Source organism: Cytobacillus sp. ABV4_503 (genome assembly GCF_056158445.1).
In genome coordinates this window covers 2,636,144-2,655,376 of record NZ_JBSWTH010000001.1, presented here as the reverse complement: position 1 = coordinate 2,655,376, position 19,233 = coordinate 2,636,144, and the positions used below count along the sequence as shown (strand labels likewise).

General features: G+C 39.9%; 20 protein-coding genes and 1 pseudogene. 10 read left to right on the top strand and 11 right to left on the bottom strand.

The features are described from left to right. The first annotated feature begins 62 nt into the window (after positions 1-62). From ACXAD1_RS13325 to ACXAD1_RS13305, 5 genes are all read left to right on the top strand, one after another. On the top strand, positions 63-608 hold the full coding sequence (locus ACXAD1_RS13325; protein ID WP_370222343.1) for a helix-turn-helix domain-containing protein: 546 nt from the start codon (positions 63-65) through the stop codon (positions 606-608). A 43-nt stretch (positions 609-651) separates the two neighbouring features. Continuing rightward, complete coding sequence (locus tag ACXAD1_RS13320) at positions 652-2,697, top strand: hydantoinase/oxoprolinase family protein (RefSeq protein WP_474910276.1); 2,046 nt, start codon at positions 652-654, stop codon at positions 2,695-2,697. After that, positions 2,698-4,446 carry a hydantoinase B/oxoprolinase family protein gene (locus ACXAD1_RS13315; RefSeq protein ID WP_474910275.1) on the top strand — a complete coding sequence of 583 codons (1,749 nt, stop codon included), beginning with the start codon at positions 2,698-2,700 and terminating at the stop codon, positions 4,444-4,446. 1 nt (position 4,447) lies between these two features. Continuing rightward, positions 4,448-4,777, top strand: a complete 330-nt coding sequence (locus ACXAD1_RS13310; protein ID WP_312886280.1) for a cupin domain-containing protein — start codon at positions 4,448-4,450, stop codon at positions 4,775-4,777. 96 nt (positions 4,778-4,873) lie between these two features. Further along, a complete protein-coding gene (locus tag ACXAD1_RS13305; RefSeq protein ID WP_474910274.1) occupies positions 4,874-6,223 on the top strand; it encodes a purine-cytosine permease family protein in 1,350 nt (449 codons plus the stop codon). Positions 6,224-6,285: 62 nt separating this feature from the next. Here the strand turns inward: ACXAD1_RS13305 and ACXAD1_RS13300 are convergent, their stop codons facing one another. Together ACXAD1_RS13300 and ACXAD1_RS13295 are read right to left on the bottom strand one after the other, a co-directional pair. Next, positions 6,286-7,284, bottom strand: a complete 999-nt coding sequence (locus ACXAD1_RS13300; protein WP_474910273.1) for a hypothetical protein — start codon at positions 7,282-7,284, stop codon at positions 6,286-6,288. Continuing rightward, positions 7,271-7,618 (bottom strand): PadR family transcriptional regulator, encoded by a 348-nt coding sequence (locus ACXAD1_RS13295; protein WP_206844125.1) that lies wholly within the window; start codon positions 7,616-7,618, stop codon positions 7,271-7,273. The genes ACXAD1_RS13300 and ACXAD1_RS13295 overlap by 14 nt, the downstream gene beginning before the upstream one ends. A 268-nt stretch (positions 7,619-7,886) precedes the next feature. Between ACXAD1_RS13295 and ACXAD1_RS13290 the strand changes: the two genes are divergently transcribed. Next, positions 7,887-8,201, top strand: coding sequence for a hypothetical protein (locus ACXAD1_RS13290; protein WP_370222351.1), 315 nt, complete (start codon positions 7,887-7,889; stop codon positions 8,199-8,201). A 95-nt stretch (positions 8,202-8,296) separates the two neighbouring features. Here the strand turns inward: ACXAD1_RS13290 and ACXAD1_RS13285 are convergent, their stop codons facing one another. Further along, on the bottom strand, positions 8,297-8,920 hold the full coding sequence (locus ACXAD1_RS13285) for a LysE family translocator (RefSeq protein WP_474910272.1): 624 nt from the start codon (positions 8,918-8,920) through the stop codon (positions 8,297-8,299). Between the two features lie 113 nt (positions 8,921-9,033). Here ACXAD1_RS13285 and ACXAD1_RS13280 point away from each other — a divergent pair, with 113 nt between their 5' ends. Continuing rightward, positions 9,034-9,579 carry a cupin domain-containing protein gene (locus ACXAD1_RS13280; protein ID WP_206844132.1) on the top strand — a complete coding sequence of 182 codons (546 nt, stop codon included), beginning with the start codon at positions 9,034-9,036 and terminating at the stop codon, positions 9,577-9,579. Positions 9,580-9,624: 45 nt separating this feature from the next. On the opposite strand, the gene ACXAD1_RS13275 is transcribed toward ACXAD1_RS13280, so the two are convergent. The 4 genes from ACXAD1_RS13275 to ACXAD1_RS13260 all read right to left on the bottom strand — a co-directional run bounded on the left by ACXAD1_RS13275 (position 9,625) and on the right by ACXAD1_RS13260 (position 12,407). Then, a complete protein-coding gene (locus ACXAD1_RS13275) occupies positions 9,625-10,140 on the bottom strand; it encodes a CBO0543 family protein (RefSeq protein WP_206844134.1) in 516 nt (171 codons plus the stop codon). Between the two features lie 51 nt (positions 10,141-10,191). Continuing rightward, entirely contained in the window at positions 10,192-10,659 is a 468-nt protein-coding gene (locus ACXAD1_RS13270; protein WP_474910271.1) for a CBO0543 family protein, read from the bottom strand. Further along, a complete protein-coding gene (locus tag ACXAD1_RS13265) occupies positions 10,656-11,153 on the bottom strand; it encodes a CBO0543 family protein (protein ID WP_474910270.1) in 498 nt (165 codons plus the stop codon). The genes ACXAD1_RS13270 and ACXAD1_RS13265 overlap by 4 nt, the downstream gene beginning before the upstream one ends. 276 nt (positions 11,154-11,429) lie before the next feature. Then, entirely contained in the window at positions 11,430-12,407 is a 978-nt protein-coding gene (locus ACXAD1_RS13260) for an NAD(P)-dependent alcohol dehydrogenase (RefSeq protein ID WP_474911310.1), read from the bottom strand. A gap of 294 nt (positions 12,408-12,701) precedes the next feature. Between ACXAD1_RS13260 and ACXAD1_RS13255 the strand changes: the two genes are divergently transcribed. Further along, positions 12,702-13,028 carry an ArsR/SmtB family transcription factor gene (locus ACXAD1_RS13255; protein WP_048008571.1) on the top strand — a complete coding sequence of 109 codons (327 nt, stop codon included), beginning with the start codon at positions 12,702-12,704 and terminating at the stop codon, positions 13,026-13,028. A gap of 87 nt (positions 13,029-13,115) precedes the next feature. Next, complete coding sequence (locus ACXAD1_RS13250) at positions 13,116-13,631, top strand: SRPBCC domain-containing protein (RefSeq protein WP_019382113.1); 516 nt, start codon at positions 13,116-13,118, stop codon at positions 13,629-13,631. A 320-nt stretch (positions 13,632-13,951) separates the two neighbouring features. On the opposite strand, the pseudogene ACXAD1_RS13245 reads toward ACXAD1_RS13250, so the two are convergent. Then, positions 13,952-14,405, bottom strand: a pseudogene (locus tag ACXAD1_RS13245) (hypothetical protein). Positions 14,406-14,428: 23 nt separating this feature from the next. Then, on the bottom strand, positions 14,429-15,433 hold the full coding sequence (locus ACXAD1_RS13240; protein ID WP_474910269.1) for a DUF3231 family protein: 1,005 nt from the start codon (positions 15,431-15,433) through the stop codon (positions 14,429-14,431). Between the two features lie 716 nt (positions 15,434-16,149). Between ACXAD1_RS13240 and ltrA the strand changes: the two genes are divergently transcribed. Continuing rightward, entirely contained in the window at positions 16,150-17,220 is a 1,071-nt protein-coding gene (gene ltrA, locus ACXAD1_RS13235) for a group II intron reverse transcriptase/maturase (RefSeq protein ID WP_474910268.1), read from the top strand. A 336-nt stretch (positions 17,221-17,556) separates the two neighbouring features. On the opposite strand, the gene ACXAD1_RS13230 is transcribed toward ltrA, so the two are convergent. Together ACXAD1_RS13230 and ACXAD1_RS13225 are read right to left on the bottom strand one after the other, a co-directional pair. Then, entirely contained in the window at positions 17,557-18,495 is a 939-nt protein-coding gene (locus ACXAD1_RS13230; RefSeq protein ID WP_474910267.1) for a DMT family transporter, read from the bottom strand. 128 nt (positions 18,496-18,623) lie between these two features. Next, positions 18,624-19,142, bottom strand: coding sequence for a prolyl-tRNA synthetase associated domain-containing protein (locus tag ACXAD1_RS13225; RefSeq protein WP_474910266.1), 519 nt, complete (start codon positions 19,140-19,142; stop codon positions 18,624-18,626). Positions 19,143-19,233: the final 91 nt, after the last annotated feature.

Below are 19,233 nucleotides of genomic sequence, written 5' to 3'. Positions count from 1 at the left end.
TATTACTAAAATAAATTACATCTACACTATAATTTTTCAGTTCTGCTTCAAAGGAGTTCATTATGGAAGAAATTTATAAGAAAATTAAAGATTTAAGACTTCAGCATGGTTATACCCTAAAGGAATTAAGTGAACGAACTGATTTGTCAATCAGCTTCCTTTCTCAAGTAGAGAGAGGGGCAACTTCATTAGCTATTACCTCTTTAAAGAAAATAGCGGATGCACTTAATGTTAAGATTTCTGAGTTTTTCGAAGATGAGAAACCAAATCAGAATTTTATGGTGAAGGCCAGTGAACATAAGCCGTTTAATATCAAGGGCTCGGAGTTTACTTATGTTCGAGTAAATGGTGAATTTCCAGGCAGAAACCTTGAACCGCTCTTGGTTACATTAGCCCCGAACCAAAAACAGATACAGCAATTTGGCCACCCAGGTGAGGAATATTATTACGTATTAAAGGGATTTGTTATTTTTCATGTAGATGGGAAGGAATATGTTGTCAGGGAAGGTGATTCCATTCACTTTCCATCCACTTACCCTCACACGATGGAAAATCCCATAAATGAAGAATCAAGATTACTTTGCGTTTTGACGCCAGTTATTTTTTAATTGGCTGATTATAAATATCTTATTTAACGAAAGGTGGAGTATCATGCGTGTAGCTACAGATATTGGCGGGACATTTACTGACCTGGTTTATGTCAATGATGAAGGTGAAATTGGGGTTGCTAAAAGCCATACCACACCTCCCAATTTTGAAAAGGGAGTGATCGACGTTATTGAAAAAAGTGAAATCGATCAGACAGCCATCAAGACTTTTATCCATGGTACCACGGTCATTATCAATGCACTTACAGAACGAAAAGGCGTAAAGACTGGTTTAATTACTACAAAGGGATTCCGGGATGTTCTTGAAATTGCAAGAGGAAACCGACCGGACTTGTTTAATGTTCGATACGAAAAGCCGGTGCCTTTTGTTGAGCGCTATTTACGCCAGGAAGTAGAGGAGCGCCTGAATTATAAAGGTGAGGTACTTTCTCCGTTAAACAAGGAACAGTTAACAGCTGTTATTACCTATTTCAAGGAACAAAAAGTAGAAGCTATTGCTGTCGCCTACTTACACTCTTATGTTAATCCTGTTCATGAAATCGAGACAGTGGAATTAATAAAAAAGCTATGGCCTGAAGCAGCCGTTACAGCATCGTATGAAGTGACTAAGGAATGGCGGGAGTATGAACGGACCAGTACTACGGTTCTTAATTCATATGTTAAGCCCATTGCGGCTACCTATGTAAACCGTCTGCATAATAAATTAGTAGAAAACAAGACTGACAGCCAAAATTACATAATGCAGTCAAACGGAGGTACAACAACCTTCAATAGTGCAAAACAAACCCCTATTAATATGGTAGAGTCCGGACCTGTAGCAGGGATTTATGGTGCTGCAGTTCTTGGTGAAATATTGAATGAGAAAAATATCATTGCTTTTGATATCGGCGGGACTACAGCGAAATGTTCTCTGATTAATCAGGGGGAGGTAAAGGTTTCAACGGATTACTTTATTGAAAAAAATGAGCGGAGTGCTGGTTATCCAATAAAAGTACCTGTTGTTGATATCGTTGAAATCGGCAACGGCGGGGGTTCAATCGCATGGATCGATGGAGCTGGTTCTTTAAAGGTTGGTCCGCAATCTGCAGGCGCGCTGCCTGGTCCTGTGGCGTATGGTCAAGGCGGAACAGAACCAACAACCACAGATGCCAACTTGCTCACTGGCAGGCTTTCTCCGGAGAATTTCGATTATGAAGTAGATTTGGAGAAAGTAAAGGCGGCCATTAAAGAGAAGGTTGCTGATCATTTTGAAATGACGGTTGAAGAAGCTGCATTAGGGATTATTCGAATTGCAAACTCCAATATGCTGAATGCATTGAAGCTTATTTCAGTAAGAAAAGGTCATAATCCCCGTGAATTTTCATTGGTCGCTTTTGGCGGCGGCGGATCGATGCATGCACCTGCATTGGCTAAAGAGCTGGGTGTGAAAAAAGTGATTGTTCCAGTCGCCTCTTCCGTGTTCTCTGCATGGGGAATGCTCATGACTGACTTAAGGCATGACTACATCCAGACATATATCAGAAGAATAAATGAACTCGATCCTGCTGAGCTGAATAACGAATGGAATTCAATTGAAGCTCAAGCACTTAACCAATATCAGGAAGAGGGCGTTTCGGAAGAAAAGGTCTTATTTACGAGATTTGCAGATATTCGATATCTTGGGCAGGAGCATACTGTAAAGGTTCCTGTTCCGAATGGGAAATGGTCTAAGGAAACCCTCTCAGAAGTAGTTAAGCGCTTTGGCGATCTTCATGAACAGCACTATACCTTTAAGCTTGAAGGTACACCAGCAGAAATTGTAAATCTGCATTTAACAGCTTTTGGGAAAGTACTAAAACCTCAGATGAAAAAAATTAGTTCTATAAGCAGCGACATACAAGAAGCATACAAAGAAACACGGCCGGTCTATTTTGAAGAGGAAGGCTGGGTTGAAACAAAAGTATATTACCGGAGTTTATTTGGGAAAGGCATGCAAATTTCCGGGCCAGCCATTGTAGAGGAACAGTCTGCTTCTACGGTTATTTATCCAGGTCAGTCCTTGACTGTAGATGAGTACGGAAATCTAATCATTGAAACAGGGGTGGAATAAATGACGCAAATTGTCCGCAGTAAAGTAGATCCATTTACACTTGAGATTGTGAAAGATTCACTTGTTGCCATCGGAGATGAGATGTTTATTGCCCTTGCCAAAACATCAATGAGCCCTATTATTTATGAAGTCCTGGATTATGCGAGCGGTCTTACCGATGCGAAGGGCCAGCTTTTGACACAAGGGAATGGTGTTACAGGATTTATTGGGATGCTTTCAGATATGGTAAAGCAAACACTCAAGAAATTCGGGGATGGAAAGCTAAAAGAGGGCGATATTATCATCATTAATGATTCATATGGCGGAGGCGGTTCCCATCTTTCGGATGTGGGACTGGTGATGCCGATATTTTATAAAGGAGAAATTGTTGCTTTCTCTGCCAATAAGGCCCATTGGACTGAGGTGGGAGGAAAAGATCCAGGTTCCTTCAGCAACGATGCTACAGATATATTTCAGGAAGGCTTGCAATTTCCAAGTGTAAAGCTTTTCAATGAAGGCGAAATCAATCAGGCTATTGTCGATATCATTGAAGCGAATGTCCGATTCCCGGAATTGTCGCTGGGAGATATGTGGGCTCAGGTTGCAGCCCTTAAAACAGGTGAAAAACGGGTTAAGGAATTATGTGAAAAGCATGGGAAGCCATTATTTTTATCATCAGTAGATTATCTCCTTGACCACGGCGAACAGCTTGCGCGTCAGGAATTAACCAAACTGCCAAAGGGCACTTTTCATGCAGAAGGATTTATTGATGATGATGGCTTTGGAAATGGGCCATTCAAGATCAAAGTTAAAGTAACCATCTCTGATGATAAATTTGTTGCTGATTTTAGGGGCAGCCATCCTCAGGTTCCAGGACCTGTAAACTGTTCTTATACTGCACTTGTCTCGGCAGTAAGAACGATTTTCCTTGCCATTACGAACCCATCTCAAGATGCGAACGATGGAGTGTTTCGCCCATTGGAGGTTATTACGGATAAAGGTTCAGTTCTTTCAGCAGAACGGCCAGCTCCTGTTTCAATCTATTGGGAGAGCATGCTTGCGGGAGCTGATTTGATCTGGAAGGCTCTTGCTCCTGTGATTCCACATAGGCTTAATGCCGGTCACCTTTTATCAGTTTGTTCGGTCGTATTATCAGGATTGCATCAGGATACAGATGAACCATTTTTAATTGTTGAACCTTCAGTTGGCGGCTGGGGTGCATCTGAAGGTCAGGATGGTGCAAGAGGGCAATTCTGCATTGGTGATGGTGAAACATATAATGTCCCAGTTGAAGTGGCTGAAACAAGGTATGGAATTATGGTAGATGAGTACAGCTTGCATACGGATGGAGCAGGAGCAGGAGAGTCTATTGGCGGTTCAGGTGTTATTCGTTCATATAAAGCCTTAACTGACAATCAAATGGTTTCTGTAACATTTGGACGAAATAAGTTTGTTCCTTGGGGCATGAATGAGGGCAAAGAAGGTTCAGCTAACAAGGTTTATATTGAAAAAGCAAATGGTGAAACCGATGGCCCATTTGGGATCTATCCCAGGTACCCGCTGAATAAAGGTGATGTCGTAAAATTAGTCACTGCCACAGGCGGCGGATATGGAGAACCTTTCAAGCGCCCTGCAGAAAAAGTAGCCAAAGATGTGAAAAATGGCTATATCACTGCATCGCAGGCAGAAGCGGACTTTGGGGTAAAAGTAAACGAGAAAACATATGCTGTCGAAGGTTTAACAGAAGAACGTCAGACAAGAGGTGAATAAAGTGGACGTATTAAATATAGAGAATATCCAGATTGATTCAAATGCCGCAGTTCCTCTTAAAACAGTATTCTCACAAAAAGCATTAGCTGGAGACTTGAAAGTTGGAACGGTTGTCATTCCTCCAGGAAAGAGAGTCCCTTTAACAGGAGTTTCGAATCATAAAGAAAATGAATATTCGATTATAGTAAAAGGTTCAATTGTAACAGAAACGAAGGGAAGAACCTATCGGGTTTCAAGCGGAGATGCAACCTTTATTCCTGCAGGGCAAGAACATATTGCCTATAATGACAGTGATGAAGATTGTGAAATTGTGTGGGTATTGGTTGGTTAACCATTTTCCCCATAAAGACCTTGCATGGGCAAGGTCTTTATTATAAGGAAATTTTACAGAATATTCCGATATAAAATCATAAGGAGTTGGACAGGGATGGAGGATGTGTCTTTAAGAAAAAGCGGAGGAAAAGATGAAGCTCTTGCTTCTGTGCCTATAAATGAAAGGCAGCACTGGATATCACCTGCCATCATTTTTGGGGGACTTGAATTTACAATTCCAGTTTTAATGGTTGGTGCAACATTGACAGCAAGCTTTGGTCTCGGGAAGCTATTCTGGATCCTGGCAGCAGCTTTGTTTATTTTTCAATGGATCGGTAATGCCCTTGCAGGATACATCGGTGCAAAAACTGGCCGCTCATCGTCAGTAATTGCCAGAACAAGCTTTGGGTCCAATCAGGCACGATTTATTGTAGGATTGACTATATTTATCGTTTCAATGGGGTGGTGGGCACTCCAGACAGCTGTGGCAGGAAATGCCATAGCAGCGATGTTTGGAATAGATTATCAGACTGAGTGGTTCCTTTGGGCCATTGTAACCATCATTGCCGGCCTTCTATTTGCCCTTCCATCTATTATTGGATACTCCTCCATGAAGTGGACAGATTATTTAGCTGTCCCTGCTGGATTATTATTAATTGCAGGCGGCATTTTCTATGCTTTAAAAAATATCGGCTGGGAAAAGATAGCATCCTGGAACCCTGAACCACAAATGACTTTTCTTGCTGCCGTCAGTTTAGTAATTGGCATAAATGTTTCACAATGGGTCATTGCCTCAGATTATACACGCTATGCGAAGCCTGCAGTAAAAGACAACGTACTAATTCCCTTGGGCATAATTGCCGTTGGTTTTCCGCTATTCTATGTAGGCGCCATCATGTCCATAGGGGTTGGCGATGCGGATATTGTAAATGTCATGATGAACTTAGGATTTCCGGTATGGGGATTCCTCATCTTATGGTTAGCCACTTGGACCAGTCAATTGGTCAATAACTATAGTATGGGTCTGGCATTGGCTAATATGCTGAATGTTAACTCGAATAAAGGGAGAGCCTTGCTGACTTTGGCTGGTACGATTATTTCCATTGTCATTGCTTTAGCAGGCATACTCGATTATTTTATGGATTTTCTTTATATGACGGCTTTAATTTATCCAGCCATTGGCGGTGTTATGATGGCAGATTTCTTTTTTATCAGAAAACAGCAATGGACCGATAATAAAGGATGGAATTGGATGGCGACCATCGCATTAATAGCAGGAACTTTTGTCGGCTATTATACTCAATATGTACATTCTTTTGGCCTCCCAGCTGTCCAGTCCATCATTGCTTCAGCACTTGTTTATATCATTGCCATGAAAATCAAAGCAAGAGTGGCACCTGATCACTTTACCGAGATTAGCAGCGAGCCAGACTCATATTCTTCTGGTAATGTTAAAATTCTATAATCTATTCAATAATGCCTGTTCTCAATTTTTTGAGAACAGGCATTTTGATTGTGGACTTCACATTATTGAATTCTTGATTTGCGTATCCCATCAAAGATACTCATTCCAGCATAAAAGATAAATACAATCATGATGCCGCCAAGCAGCCAGTTTTTAAATTGTGCGGCTGAGATTGAGAATAAATCGGTCATGTATGCTGTGAATTCAGGCTGGAGCAAATTCGGGTTCAGTAAAATGAAGATGAACACGATGGTAGCAAACAATTCAAGGACGGTATTGAAGATCGCCATCCTTTTCGTCCATTGGCCAATGATTAATTTGTAGAGTGCCAATCCCACCTCGAGCGCAATGATGACCACAACAATTGGCCAGTATCCGAGCAGAACATCCTGGTTTACTGCGGCAATCTGGAACTCCAGTCCTTCACCGCCGCCTCTATAGATTCCCATTAGCCGGTCTGCATAAAAGTACAGGGTTGCCCAAATGGCAGTCCACATTAAGCTTCCAAAAACCTCAAACTTAGAAATGGCTTTCTTCTTCGGAATATACGTGATGCTTTTCAAATCTTCCGGAGTCCACGGTTTTAAGCTTGGCGACAACGGATGCTGCTCTTTTCCTTTATCCATCCTCTCAATAACCGCGAACACAATCGTCAGCCAGAAGAATACCTGAACCGCCACTTCAATCAGTCTCCAGATTCCATAGCCCATGAAACCGAGCACCGCATTGATGATGGTATCATCGCGGTTAAAGTCAAAAATAAACTCGGCAGCAGCGGAAATCAATGAAATCGCTGCGGCAATCGGCAGGATCATTTTTAATAATGACACATAAACATCAAAATAGCGCGGCCCGATGAGATGCATCGGCTGATCCCGGTATCCGGCTGCTAAAGCGGCAGGGCTTCCCAATTTACCGAGGACCTCCTTAACATCCTCCTCATTGTAATCATCCGGAAGCATATCCCCAATCGTTGACTGCAGCTCGAGTGCGATGTCCGCACGGATCTTTTCAGGCAGCCTCCTGGTCACTTCCTGTATATATACCTCAATTAAATTCATCTTCCTCATCCCCTTTCAACAGCCCGAATAGCTGTTTGGAATTGTTGATCCATTCCTCTCTTAATTTCAGAAAAGTCTCCAGTCCCAGATCACTCAATACATAATACTTACGCGGTCTGCTCTCAGTATGATCCCAGCTGCTGGTCACCAGCTCCTGTTTTTCCAGACGCCGCAGCAAGGGATATAACGTGCTCTGATCAATATTTATGCCGGAGTCCTCCAATAACTGAACCAGCGAATACCCGTATTGCGGTGTCCGCAGCTGGCTCAGAACCGCTAGCGTCAGTGTTCCTCTCCGAAGCTCTGTTGTTAACGAATTCAGCAGCGTACTCATTTACTCACCTCGCTTGATATACTATATGACATACACTATATGGTTTATACTATGTATCATACAGTATGGACGTGACAATAATCAACTGCTTCTTTTCAGTTTTTTTGTCAATAAATCTGGTACTGCTTGGATAAGCAGATGTGCAGGCCAAACACTTCCATTTGAAATCCAGGCTCAGGTGGGCAATGTATTCATTTTTATAACATCGGGACTATGGTCTGTCCAAATAAATTTTCAGAAATATGATGGTTATATAGGAGGTGATAGTATGTTTGGTTTAGGAAAATGCTGGTGGTGTGAACTGCTGCCATTGGCTTGTGAGGGATGTGCCTGCAGTATTCTAAGGAATGCGAGAGAAGGGCAGGAGTTTTTGATTATGCTGAAAGGTACTGCGGAATTTTTAGCTTTAGGTCCTGGTCAAAGCCCTCAGGCTACTGAGTTTTCTTTTGTCCGATTTAAAGAAGAATCGTGCTGCGCAATATTTACCTTCTCCCAGCAGCCGGGAGCTGTTCCGGCAGAAAGAGAATTTATCATTGATTGCCGAAGCATTGCTGCTCTTTCGCCATTACCATTTCCTCTCTAATATGAAGGTTCATCTGTATGTGGTCCACTTTTTTTCTGGGGTGCTTCAGCGTGAGAGTAAAAAAAACATTGGGCTTATCCAATGTTTTTTACAATTTAATGCTGTTTATCCAGCGCTAACTTTAATCCAAATCCAATTAGAACAAGCCCTGTTGCTTTATCCATAAACCTTTGAACTTTCGGGGACATAAGCCATTCCCGCATGTAATTGATAAAATAGACATAAATGAAAAACCAGGTTATGCTCAGCAGTGTGTAAATAAATCCCATGATGATCAGCTGCTGTGATGCATTTTCGCCTGTCTTCACAAATTGCGGCAGAAAGGTTAGGAAGAACATCGCAACCTTGGGATTGAGAACATTTGAAAGGAGTCCCTGTTTAAAAGCAGACTTTTTCATATCGGAATTAACCTCAGTTTCAATGCCAGCATCTTTCTTCCTTTTCATCGAGATGAATGAAGATAACCCGAGATAAATCAAATAAACAGCCCCTGCATATTTAATGATTTCAAATGCAGCAGCAGATTGCATTAAGATGGCTGATAGTCCAAAAGCAGCCGTAAAGGTATGCACTAAAGAGCCGGCTGTAATCCCAAGTCCCATTTTATAGCCATCTGTCCTTCCGTCTGCAATCGTCCTTTTGGTAATAAGGGCTGTATCGATCCCTGGACTCATTACCACAAACAATGAAAGAACCAAAAACGTAAAGAAATCATTCATTTTCTTCACTCCCTGCTAATGTGTTAAAATACAATTTAACAAATGTTAAATATAATTTAACACACGATGAGGATTTTTTGTTCAAATATTTTAAAAAATTGAGGAGCGGGGTTATGGAAAATATAGATATTGGCAAAAAAGTGGAGAAATTCAGGAAGGAGAAGGGCTATAGCAGCAGAGAATTAGCCAGAATAGCTGACATTACACCTTCCATGTTAAGCCAGATTGAACGGGGGATCGCGAATCCTTCCATTCAAACCCTGAAGGTTTTAGCCAAAGCTCTTGATGTTCCGACCTTCAGTTTTTTACTCGAAGAGACGAATACGGAGGATTTAGTCGTGCGAGTCAATGAACGTAAACATATGGTGGTTGAAAACATTTCCTATGAATTATTGTCGCCTGATTTTACCGGAACACTGGCAACCGCGATCATGAATATCCCACCAGGAACCTCCTCATCGGAGAAGCTTTTGGAGCATAAAGGGGAAGAGGTTGCTTATGTATTGGAAGGGAAAATCAAGGTGTACCTGGATGAAGCTGAATACATATTAGAAGCGGGTGACAGTGTCAAAATACCAGCTTATATGAAGCATAAGTGGGAAAATAATTTTGATGGAAAAGCTGCTATCCTTTTCTCTGTGACTCCGCCATCCTTTTAATCCGGACCCGCGACCTATGTGTCCGGGGCAGCGGGCCGGATTCATTTAGTGAGGAAGCGGGGGATCGAAGATTATCCATAAAAGAAGAATGCTTATAAAGGCTAACACCCAGGCAGCCCATGGCTTCCATTTATGGATGGGCAGCAAGGAAAAAGTCACAAGGTTAAAAAGAAAGGAATAGGCAAGTGTCCATCCATACTGATGAATGATGCTTTTATTAAAATAAGCAATTAATTCGATACCCTCGAAAATCAGAGCCCAGAAAACAACCCAGCCTATTCTTCTGAAAATGGTTTTAGGAAATCTTCCCAAGTACACCACAATAACAGATGGATAGATTAGAAATGCTATGGCTGTTGCAATAATGGTGTGTGTGGGAAGTATATAGTGATCAATCCATACAGGACGGAATTCCCAAACCCTGAAGTCATGAAGCAGCGAAGCATATAGCAGGTCGCCTATAATCCAAAATAATAAGGTGGGATAAAATTCATTCAGCCGTTTCCAGGCACCAAACAATAAGCTAACGATGATGAAAAAGACAACAAACGATGTTTGCATAACATAACAAGCCCCTCAATAACCATTTTGTAAGCCAGAAAGACAAAAATATTAAGCATTCGCTTTTTGAAAAAACCAATTACAAAATAAGCGGCTGATATAGAAGGAAAGACATAATGAAAACCAGGTAATATACCATTCCCAATGTATATAGTTAATGAGATCGGTGTATTTTTCGATCAGGACTTCAATAAAGGTCAATACAGATGCAAAACCTGCAAAATAACTGAATTGAAGAACATGGCTCCGTTCATTCGGATACCATACATTAAATGCGGCACAAATAACCGGAAACGCATAATACTCATACGTAAAGCTTGTCCGGCTGATGGAAGGGAATAGCCGAATCGGATATTCAAGCATTCCCATCTCCACGACAGCCAGACCTGCCAGAAACGTAATAAACTGCTTAAATAAGGCAGCCATAACCGCAAGCCGAATTTTGTTTTTCGGAATGTAGAAGAGAATGGCAGTCGCTGCCATATAAACCATTACTAAGATCCACCATTCAATCCTCATGAGGTTTCCCGCCGTTCTGCCTGAAACACAGCTTTGTCTTTATAGAACCAATTACAGCAAACTTCACTTATAAAAAAGAGGAAAGCAATATACATCCACATCCCATACCAGGTCAAGGAACCGTATGCTAATAGGTCTGTATATGACTCGATGATCATGTCGTACAAAGTAACCGCTGAAACCCAAATCAAAAAGTATGAAACTCGGTACCCGATGGAACCATTTACTCTTTTATTAACGTAGTAGATGGAGAACAGTACAGGATAAAAAAAGTAATTGATTGTAATAGCGAGATCTGTTGCTTTTGGGAACTCCCGAATTGGCGCACTTAATAAACCAAATTCAAAAGCAGGCATATCACAAAGCCAGATGATCGCTTGAAACATCAAATATGCCAACAATCCATGGCGCAAGTTTTTTCGCGGAATAAACATAATGAAGCCTAAAAAGCCAAAAATCCACATGGCTGCAAGGATCAGATGCTCCATCTCCATAATGTCAGACCCCATTTCGATTGAATAATGTCTGTTTTTATTTGGGATTTATTTATTTTGTTTATTATTTGGAATTTATATGTGGGAATATTTTCTCAAACAAGTGCTTCAGTCCGGGGTAGAAAGGTTTAAAGCATCTTTTTTCATTTATTCACACTATCTAAAATGGGGAAAGCAGGAATGGTTTTTAGAGGGTGCAGCTATTTTTGACTTTTAAGCTTTAGAGGAGTTAGCCTCAAAAAATGAAATATAAAGCTTGCCCGCCATTATTCTCAATTAGGCTTCTGCAATCGTAATGATCACTTTTCCTTGAGCGTGACCTTCTTCAAAGTATTTGAAAGCTTTATCCGCTTCACCTAATTTAAAAGATCGATCAATGACTGGCTTTACTTTGCCGGCTTCAATAAGTTCTTTCATATAAATCAGGTCTTTCTGGTTTTGCCTCTGCAGCATGCTGCTCATTTTTTTATTTCCTATTAATGAAATCCACGGACCCAGGACCATTGCCTGTGTAAATTGTGCTCCTGAACCTCCGGCAAGCACATAAGTTCCATTAGATCTTAAAGCCCGCTTATAAACAGAAATCGGCTGATAGCCGTTAACAGCCAGAATCAGGTCATATTTCTCTGTCCTTTTGGTGAAATCCTCCTTTTTATAATCGATGGCATGGTCCGCTCCAAGCGTATGTAAAATGTCTAAATTTCTTGTACTGCATAAGCCGGTAACCTCTGCACCAAATGATTTGGCAATTTGTACTGCGAAAGTTCCCACACCGCCTGAGGCCCCATAAATCAAGACCTTCTGGCCTGCCTGAATATTTCCTTTATCCCTTAGGGCCTGTAGTGCCGTGACTCCCGCCATAGGTACTGCGGCTGCTTCCTCAAAGGAAATATTAGCTGGTTTTAAAGCAAGGGCCTTTTCAGGGACAGATACATATTCAGCAAAACCGCCCCACCCGCAGCCTGAGAGATCTCCGAACACTTTATCGCCTGGATGAAACTGTGTGACTTCTTTGCCCACTGCTTCCACTTGTCCTGCAATGTCACCACCTGGTATCGTGTGCTTTGGTTTTAGAAGACCGTAGGCAAAGCGTGCCAGGAATGGTTTTCCTTTTAAAAGGACAAGGTTTCCATAATTCACAGATGATGCGTGAACCTTGACGAGTACCTCTTGATCCTTGGGTACCGGTGTTTCTATATCTGTCAATCTAAGATTTTCTGGAGACCCGTATTTTTGATACACGATTGCTTTCAGAAAGAATCCCTCCTAACTATTCAGGTAACACATGAATACCATTTAAGATGTCTATTCATACTATTCCAGGAAGAAATATTCAAGACTATAATCCTGCTTTTCTGATTGTTTTTTTTGCTGATGAAGAAGGCGGGTCAATATAGCCTATTTTTAAAATTTTTTATAATATTCCTTTACAGGAATATTCCTGATGGTGTATATTATTCTTAAGGAAAGTTACAATAAGGAAGCGGGGGTGGGATCTACTATTGAAATGGAAAAAGTGAACACAATCACACTGGGAGATGATTCAACATGAACGGGCAAATTTTCAGTGCACTGGCTGAGCCCAACCGCCTGGATATCATTGACCTGCTGCTGGAAGGAGCGCTTCCGGTGGGGGATATCGCAAAAAAACTTGAGTTGAACCAGCCCCAAACTTCCAAGCATCTTCGCGTCCTTTGTGACGCTGGCCTTGTGGAGGTTCAGCCGATCGCCAACCGCAGGATTTATAAAATCAGGCCTGAACCGTTTCAAGAACTGGATAGGTGGCTTGATTCCTATCGTCGATTATGGGAAGGCAGGATGGATAGGCTGGATGATTACCTTAACGTATTGCAGGGCAAAAAACCTTTGAATTGATGACATAAAAATGGAGTAAGCTCAACAAGATCTGTCTCTTAAGTTACAGATGGTTTTAAAAATACGGCTTCTAATGGAGGAGTAACAATGTCAAATAATGCAATGCTTTCAAGAGTTGAAGATGAACGAGTGCTGGTATTGGAGCGCGTATTCGATGCACCGCGCGAGCTTGTCTTTAAAATGTTTAAAGAGCCGGAACACCTGAAACATTGGTGGGGTCCGAGAGGCTGGGAGCTCCCAGTTTGCAGCGTTGACTTCAGACCTGGTGGAGTATGGCATTATTGCATGAAGTGTGTTGACCGGAATCAGGGCCAATTCTATGGCATGGAATCCTGGGGCAAGGGGATATACAAAGAAATTAGCGAGCCGGAGAGCATCAGCTATACCGACTATTTTTCCGATGCTGAAGGGACTATTAATGAGGAAATGCCATCTACAGAAGTGACTCTGGAATTTGTGGATGTCGACGGCAAAACAAAATTAATTAACCGTGGAGAATATGTATCCGCAGAGGCGCTCCAGTCCGTAATGGAAATGGGTATGCTGCAGGGCATTACAGATACTTGGAATCGTCTGGAAGAACACTTGAACGAGATCAAATAACGAAATTTAACATACAGAAGGCAAGTTTTGCTGAAAATTTATGAATTAACATGGCGTTAATCCTAGAAGGATTAACGCTTGTTTTTTGAATTAACGCTTGTTTGTAAACAAGTTAAATGGATTTTTCTGTCAATCCGCTGTCTTTATTTGAATTTTTTAATAACCTGTTAATTCACCCTTAAGTCAGGTCCTTCCGGTGATCAAGGTTACCTTTTTATGTGGTTTTCTTTAATTAAACAAACGAGGCAGTTTAGTTGAATAAACTCTGCTGTCTATTCAGCATTAAAAGCCATCCTCTTAAATAAAAATAGAGGATGGCTTCAATAAATGTTATTTATGACTTTTCTAATAATACTTCCGATTATTACTCCAGGAATAACAAACAATATCGGGAGCCAGACAGGATCAAATAATTCTCCAAGTATCTTTAAGTTTGTTGAAAAAATCACACCAACAGTCTCAAAAAACGCAGTGAATACATACTGGAAAAAGGAATAAGGGTTTTCCTTCGCCTGCATCTTTCACGGCACCCCACATAGAAAAAAAGTATAAACATGGATAAAACATCAACCATTGATACTCCGCGTGTTTTATGGCATCACTAATTTCTCCATGAAAACTTAGGAGTATGACCTGATTAAAATTGGATTGTATATTAATCAGAAATTCAAGTACTAAAAATACTGTGCCTTTAAAATATTTTCCGTTTAAATACTGACCGAATCCAGGAAGTGCAATGCTACAAATTAGTTTTTCAAATATGCTTTTATTCACTCAATAAACCCCAAATTGTTTTTCTACACTTCTTTTGCTATTTCTTTTCTATTAGGTGCGAGTGGTGGTTGTTCTAACCATTTATTCTGTACCATAATATTAAACCATTTCTTTGTTACCATAAGGTTTTTTAGAATTGTACTCTCATAAGCGGTCACAAGGTCTGTTCGCATGGCTGATGCTAAACCTGCCCCATGATAGTTTTGTGCAGCTTGAAACAAGAATCCAATATGATACAACATTAACTTATCGGAGAAAGGAGAGTCCGTTGATGTTGTAACTTCTGTTTCCCAAGATTTTGGAATGGGTAAGTTATCCGCTTGCATGATTTTTGAAAATGATTTTATTTGACCATCAGATGTTTTCTCGGTATCGGTTAAAAACTTTCTAACCTCTTTTGTTTGAGCGACTTGACTAAATGCGATAGAAAGGGTTTTAGCCATAATGCTTTTTTTAAGGTTGAAAGAAATACTAATGATTTCTGTCGCTGCTAATTTTCTACCCTTTCCGAAAAAGCCATCAGTGAAATCCTTGCCAGAAACATATTCAGGGTTTTTAGCTGGATAAAATAAAGGGTCTCTTTGAAAATTTCCTTTCTCAAGCAATAATTCAATTGTCTTATGATACATCTTTTTCGCATCGTTATCACATGAATCATAAAAATCCCTTAAGTCTTTTCTAACAGAAACACCTAATGCAGTACTGTGTCCTAGCAAGCCATGTAATGCCATGATATGTAAATAATTTAGGCAAAATATATCCGTGAACAATCTCGGTTTACCTTTAAAGAGGTCAGAATCATTAAAACCAATTGGAATTGGAAATCCCTCGTTCTCCATAAATGCTACAATCTGTTGTTTTTGTTTTCCGAACGTCTTAATAGCATCCTTAAAAATCGATTTTATTGCCTCGTCTTCAATAATAGAGATCATATATCGATTTACCACATCTGTCATTGTTCCGTTCACATACTCTCCCCATAATGTGCCTATCTCGGAAGATGTGAGTCTTAATTTGTTTTCATCCACAATATCACCTCTTGGATATTATTTACCAATTTAGTAAGTGTTATGAATTCCATAAATCAGTATGAAGGAGTTTTAATTAACTAAAAAAGGCAAACACAATTCTATGCGTGCCTTTTTTACAACAATGCGAATAGGTTGGAAAATATAATTTGTTGTTAAGCTAACGGATTCTTATGTTCAAGATCAGCTGCTAATCAGGCAGCTTTTTCTTATGTGTGCCAGGCATGGCAACTATCTAGGTGGTGAAAGTCCACTGTGGGGGGGTACACATCGACCAACCACTAAGGAAGCGAAAGGTACTTATCGTGAGGTAAGGGCTGGAGGAAGCGTGAAATAAAATCTTGGGTCGACGAACAGAAATCTGATACTAAGGCTTTATAAAGGGATGAGACTCCATAGCAAGTCAAAGTCCAAAAAGATGTGCGTAACTTTATAGAGTAAATCAGGCGAGTAAAAGAGGAAAGATAGTTGTCTTACCCTGGGAGGTCTTGCGGATGTACAGTAGTACAGTCAAAAAAGGTTAATCGCAAGAAGTCAGCAGAAGCCATAGTAGTGAAAAAAAAATCATGAAGAGCTGAACAATTTATAGTGTTTCAACGCCACGAATGCGTAAGTGACGTACTCCGAATGTGTTAATGGGAAAGTATGAGCGTACCTCGAAGGATAACCAAAATGGTAGCTGTCACTTACTACGTGAGAGGAAAGGAGAAACGAGTGTGGAACTTTTAGAACAGATTCTAAGTAACCAAAATATGAATGAAGCTTATTTGCGTGTCTATAAAAATAAAGGCGCAAGCGGGGTCGATGGAGTAACAGTCAATGAACTAAAACAATATCTAAAAGAGAACAAGGATGAGCTTCGTCAGTGCATTAGAACAAGAAAATACCAACCACAAGCTGCCTTAAGAGTGGAGATCCCAAAAGAAAATGGCAAGGTGCGCAAGTTGGGAATACCAACAGTAGTGGATAGAGTAGTTCAACAAGTCATTCATCAAGTACTCAGTCCGATATTTGAAAAGCAGTTCAGTGAATTCAGTTATGGCTTTAGACCAAAAAGAAGTTGTGAGATGGCTATTATAAAAAGCTTGGAATTTCTGAACGATGGGCACGATTGGATAGTGGACATTGACCTTGAAAGATTCTTCGATACAGTCCACCACGATAAACTCATGCGAATCATAGCAAATACAATAAATGATGGAGATGTCATCTCTCTAATCAGAAAATACTTAGTCAGTGGAGTTATGGTAAATGGTAATTATGAAGAAACTCCCGTTGGGACTCCGCAAGGAGGAAACCTCAGTCCACTACTGAGCAATATCATGTTGAATGAGCTCGATAAGGAGCTTGAAAGAAGAGGGTTACGATTCGTGAGATACGCTGATGACGCTCTCATCTTTGTGAAGAACGAGAAAGCAGCAAACAGAGTGATGAAGACAATCGTGAGATTTATAGAAGGAAAATTAGGGTTGATAGTCAATGCAGAAAAGAGTAAAGTTTCTCGCCCAAAAGAGTTAAAGTTCTTAGGATTTGGATACTACTATGACTTTAAAACTGAGAGATACCAAGTGAAACCTCACCCAAAATCAGTACAGAAATTTCAAAGAAAGCTAAGACAGCTTACAAAACGAAATGGGAGCGTCTCTCTAGATTTCAGAATTCTTAAGCTTAAACAAGTCATTTTCGGTTGGGTAAATTACTTTAGAATCACAAACATGAGAAAAGTAATGGCTCAGATAGATGGGAAATTACGCTCAAGAATACGGGTAATTATCTGTAAGCAATAGAAGGTTCCAAGAAAACAAATCAAATCGCTCATTCAACTAGGGATACCCGAAGAAGAAGCGAAAGGATTAACCTTCTGCCGAAAGGGTTACCCGTACATTGGATTATCGAGTGTCGTCCAAAGAGCCATCTCAAACAACAGACTAAAGCAGAGGGGACTCCCCTCTGCTTTAGAACACTATCTAAAAGTACACACTGTAATGTAAATTGAAGCGCCGTATACGAGAACCGTACGTACGGTGCTGTGAGAGGGGCGGAAATAATTTTAATTTATTTTCCCTCTACTCGATTGAGCTAAAGGGGCAGGTGAATTGTTAATACTAGGAAAATAGTGAATATTATCCTACACTCTGTTTTGTATTATTAATCCGATTATGCTTTTTCGTCCATAGCTTTTCGATATAACCTGTTCCAAATAGAACTCCAGCTACAATAAACAAAAATCCAATCAATTGTGAAGATGTAATGGCTTCTTTTAAGAAAAGCGCGGAGAACACAAGACCAAAAAAAGGAACAAAATTATTAAATATTGCTGTTTTCCCTGCTCCTATCTGCTGAATCGCTGCATTAAAAACTATATATCCCACACCTGTTGCCACTACCCCTGACACAATAAATAAAAAGTAAATAAATAAAGGGGCTGAAGTCATTTCATTGAATCCTTTAGGTTCAGTTATAAAACTAATGATCAACAAACCTACTGAACCTAATAAGTACATTATTGTAGTTACCTGTTTTGAATCAAGTGTTGCTGTTGCCTTTTTTACAAAAATAAAACTAATTGCTTGGACGAACATAGCAATAAATAAAAACAATTCTCCTTGAGTCAATTGTAGATTACTGAATGAACCACCTTGAATAAAAAAGACACCAGTTAATGCGAGGATAAATCCTATGATTCGCAATTTTGTTAATTGTTCACCTAAAAAGAGGACGGCAAGTATTGCTGTTGTAAGCGGTACTAATGAGAGAATTAAAGAAGCATTCGAAGCATCAATCATTGTTAAGCCTATTGCTATAAGCGAGTGATGTAGAATGACACCAAATAACATTCCGAGTAGTGTATAAATCCATTCCCTTTTCGATAAACGACGAAAGGATTTTCCAAGAACAATTATGATTAATGCCGTAATCCCAGCCATCATAATACGAAATGACGTCATTGTTTGTGGGGGTAAATACTCTACTAATACTTTAATTATAACCATATTAAGTCCCCATATAGCTGTGACAAAAAATACTAAACCATAAATTAGTAATAATCGCTTTTGATACACAAACTTTCCTCCTTTGTACCTTTTAGTTTTCATCGTCTATTCCTAATAATCTGCGAAACTGCTCATATTTCGCAGATTATTACCTGTTTTTAAAATAAAATAATTAATCACCATTCTTTTTCCGAATTTTACATTTCGATTAATTTCGGAATGTGCTTTGCGTAGGTTAGGAAGTTATTGACGATTAGCTTAGTTTTGATCTTCAAATATCCAGTTGTCGTTCCATCGCTACATCCATACCACTCTTCCAAAAGCACATCCGTATCAAAAACAACCTGCACAAGATTTTCCTTGTCCATTAAAACACAAAATACAGTAGCAGCTCCGATTTTTACGCCAAGAATCTTTTCCATCATCTCCACAGGTGCAAAGGATACGCGTGAAATGCCGAGTGCATTGCTGAAATCCTTTGCTTTGAATGGTTTATCTGAGGTAGTTATAAATAAATAAAATTCTGTCCTTTTACTATTGCAGAGAAACAGCGTTTTTACCATCTTCATATTCAATTTTTGATTGATCTCAATACAGTCCTCCATTGAAATTGCTACATCTGTATTCACTCGTTCAAATGAAATCTGTAACTTTGTCAATGATTTGTAGACCATTTCTTGCAAATGAGACTTAAAGCTGTTTGGTGCTTTTTCCATAATTTCACTCACAAAAAACATCGTTAAATACCATTTCCTTTCCAGACTTGATTAATTAATAGTAATAATTTATCATACTCACATACATTAC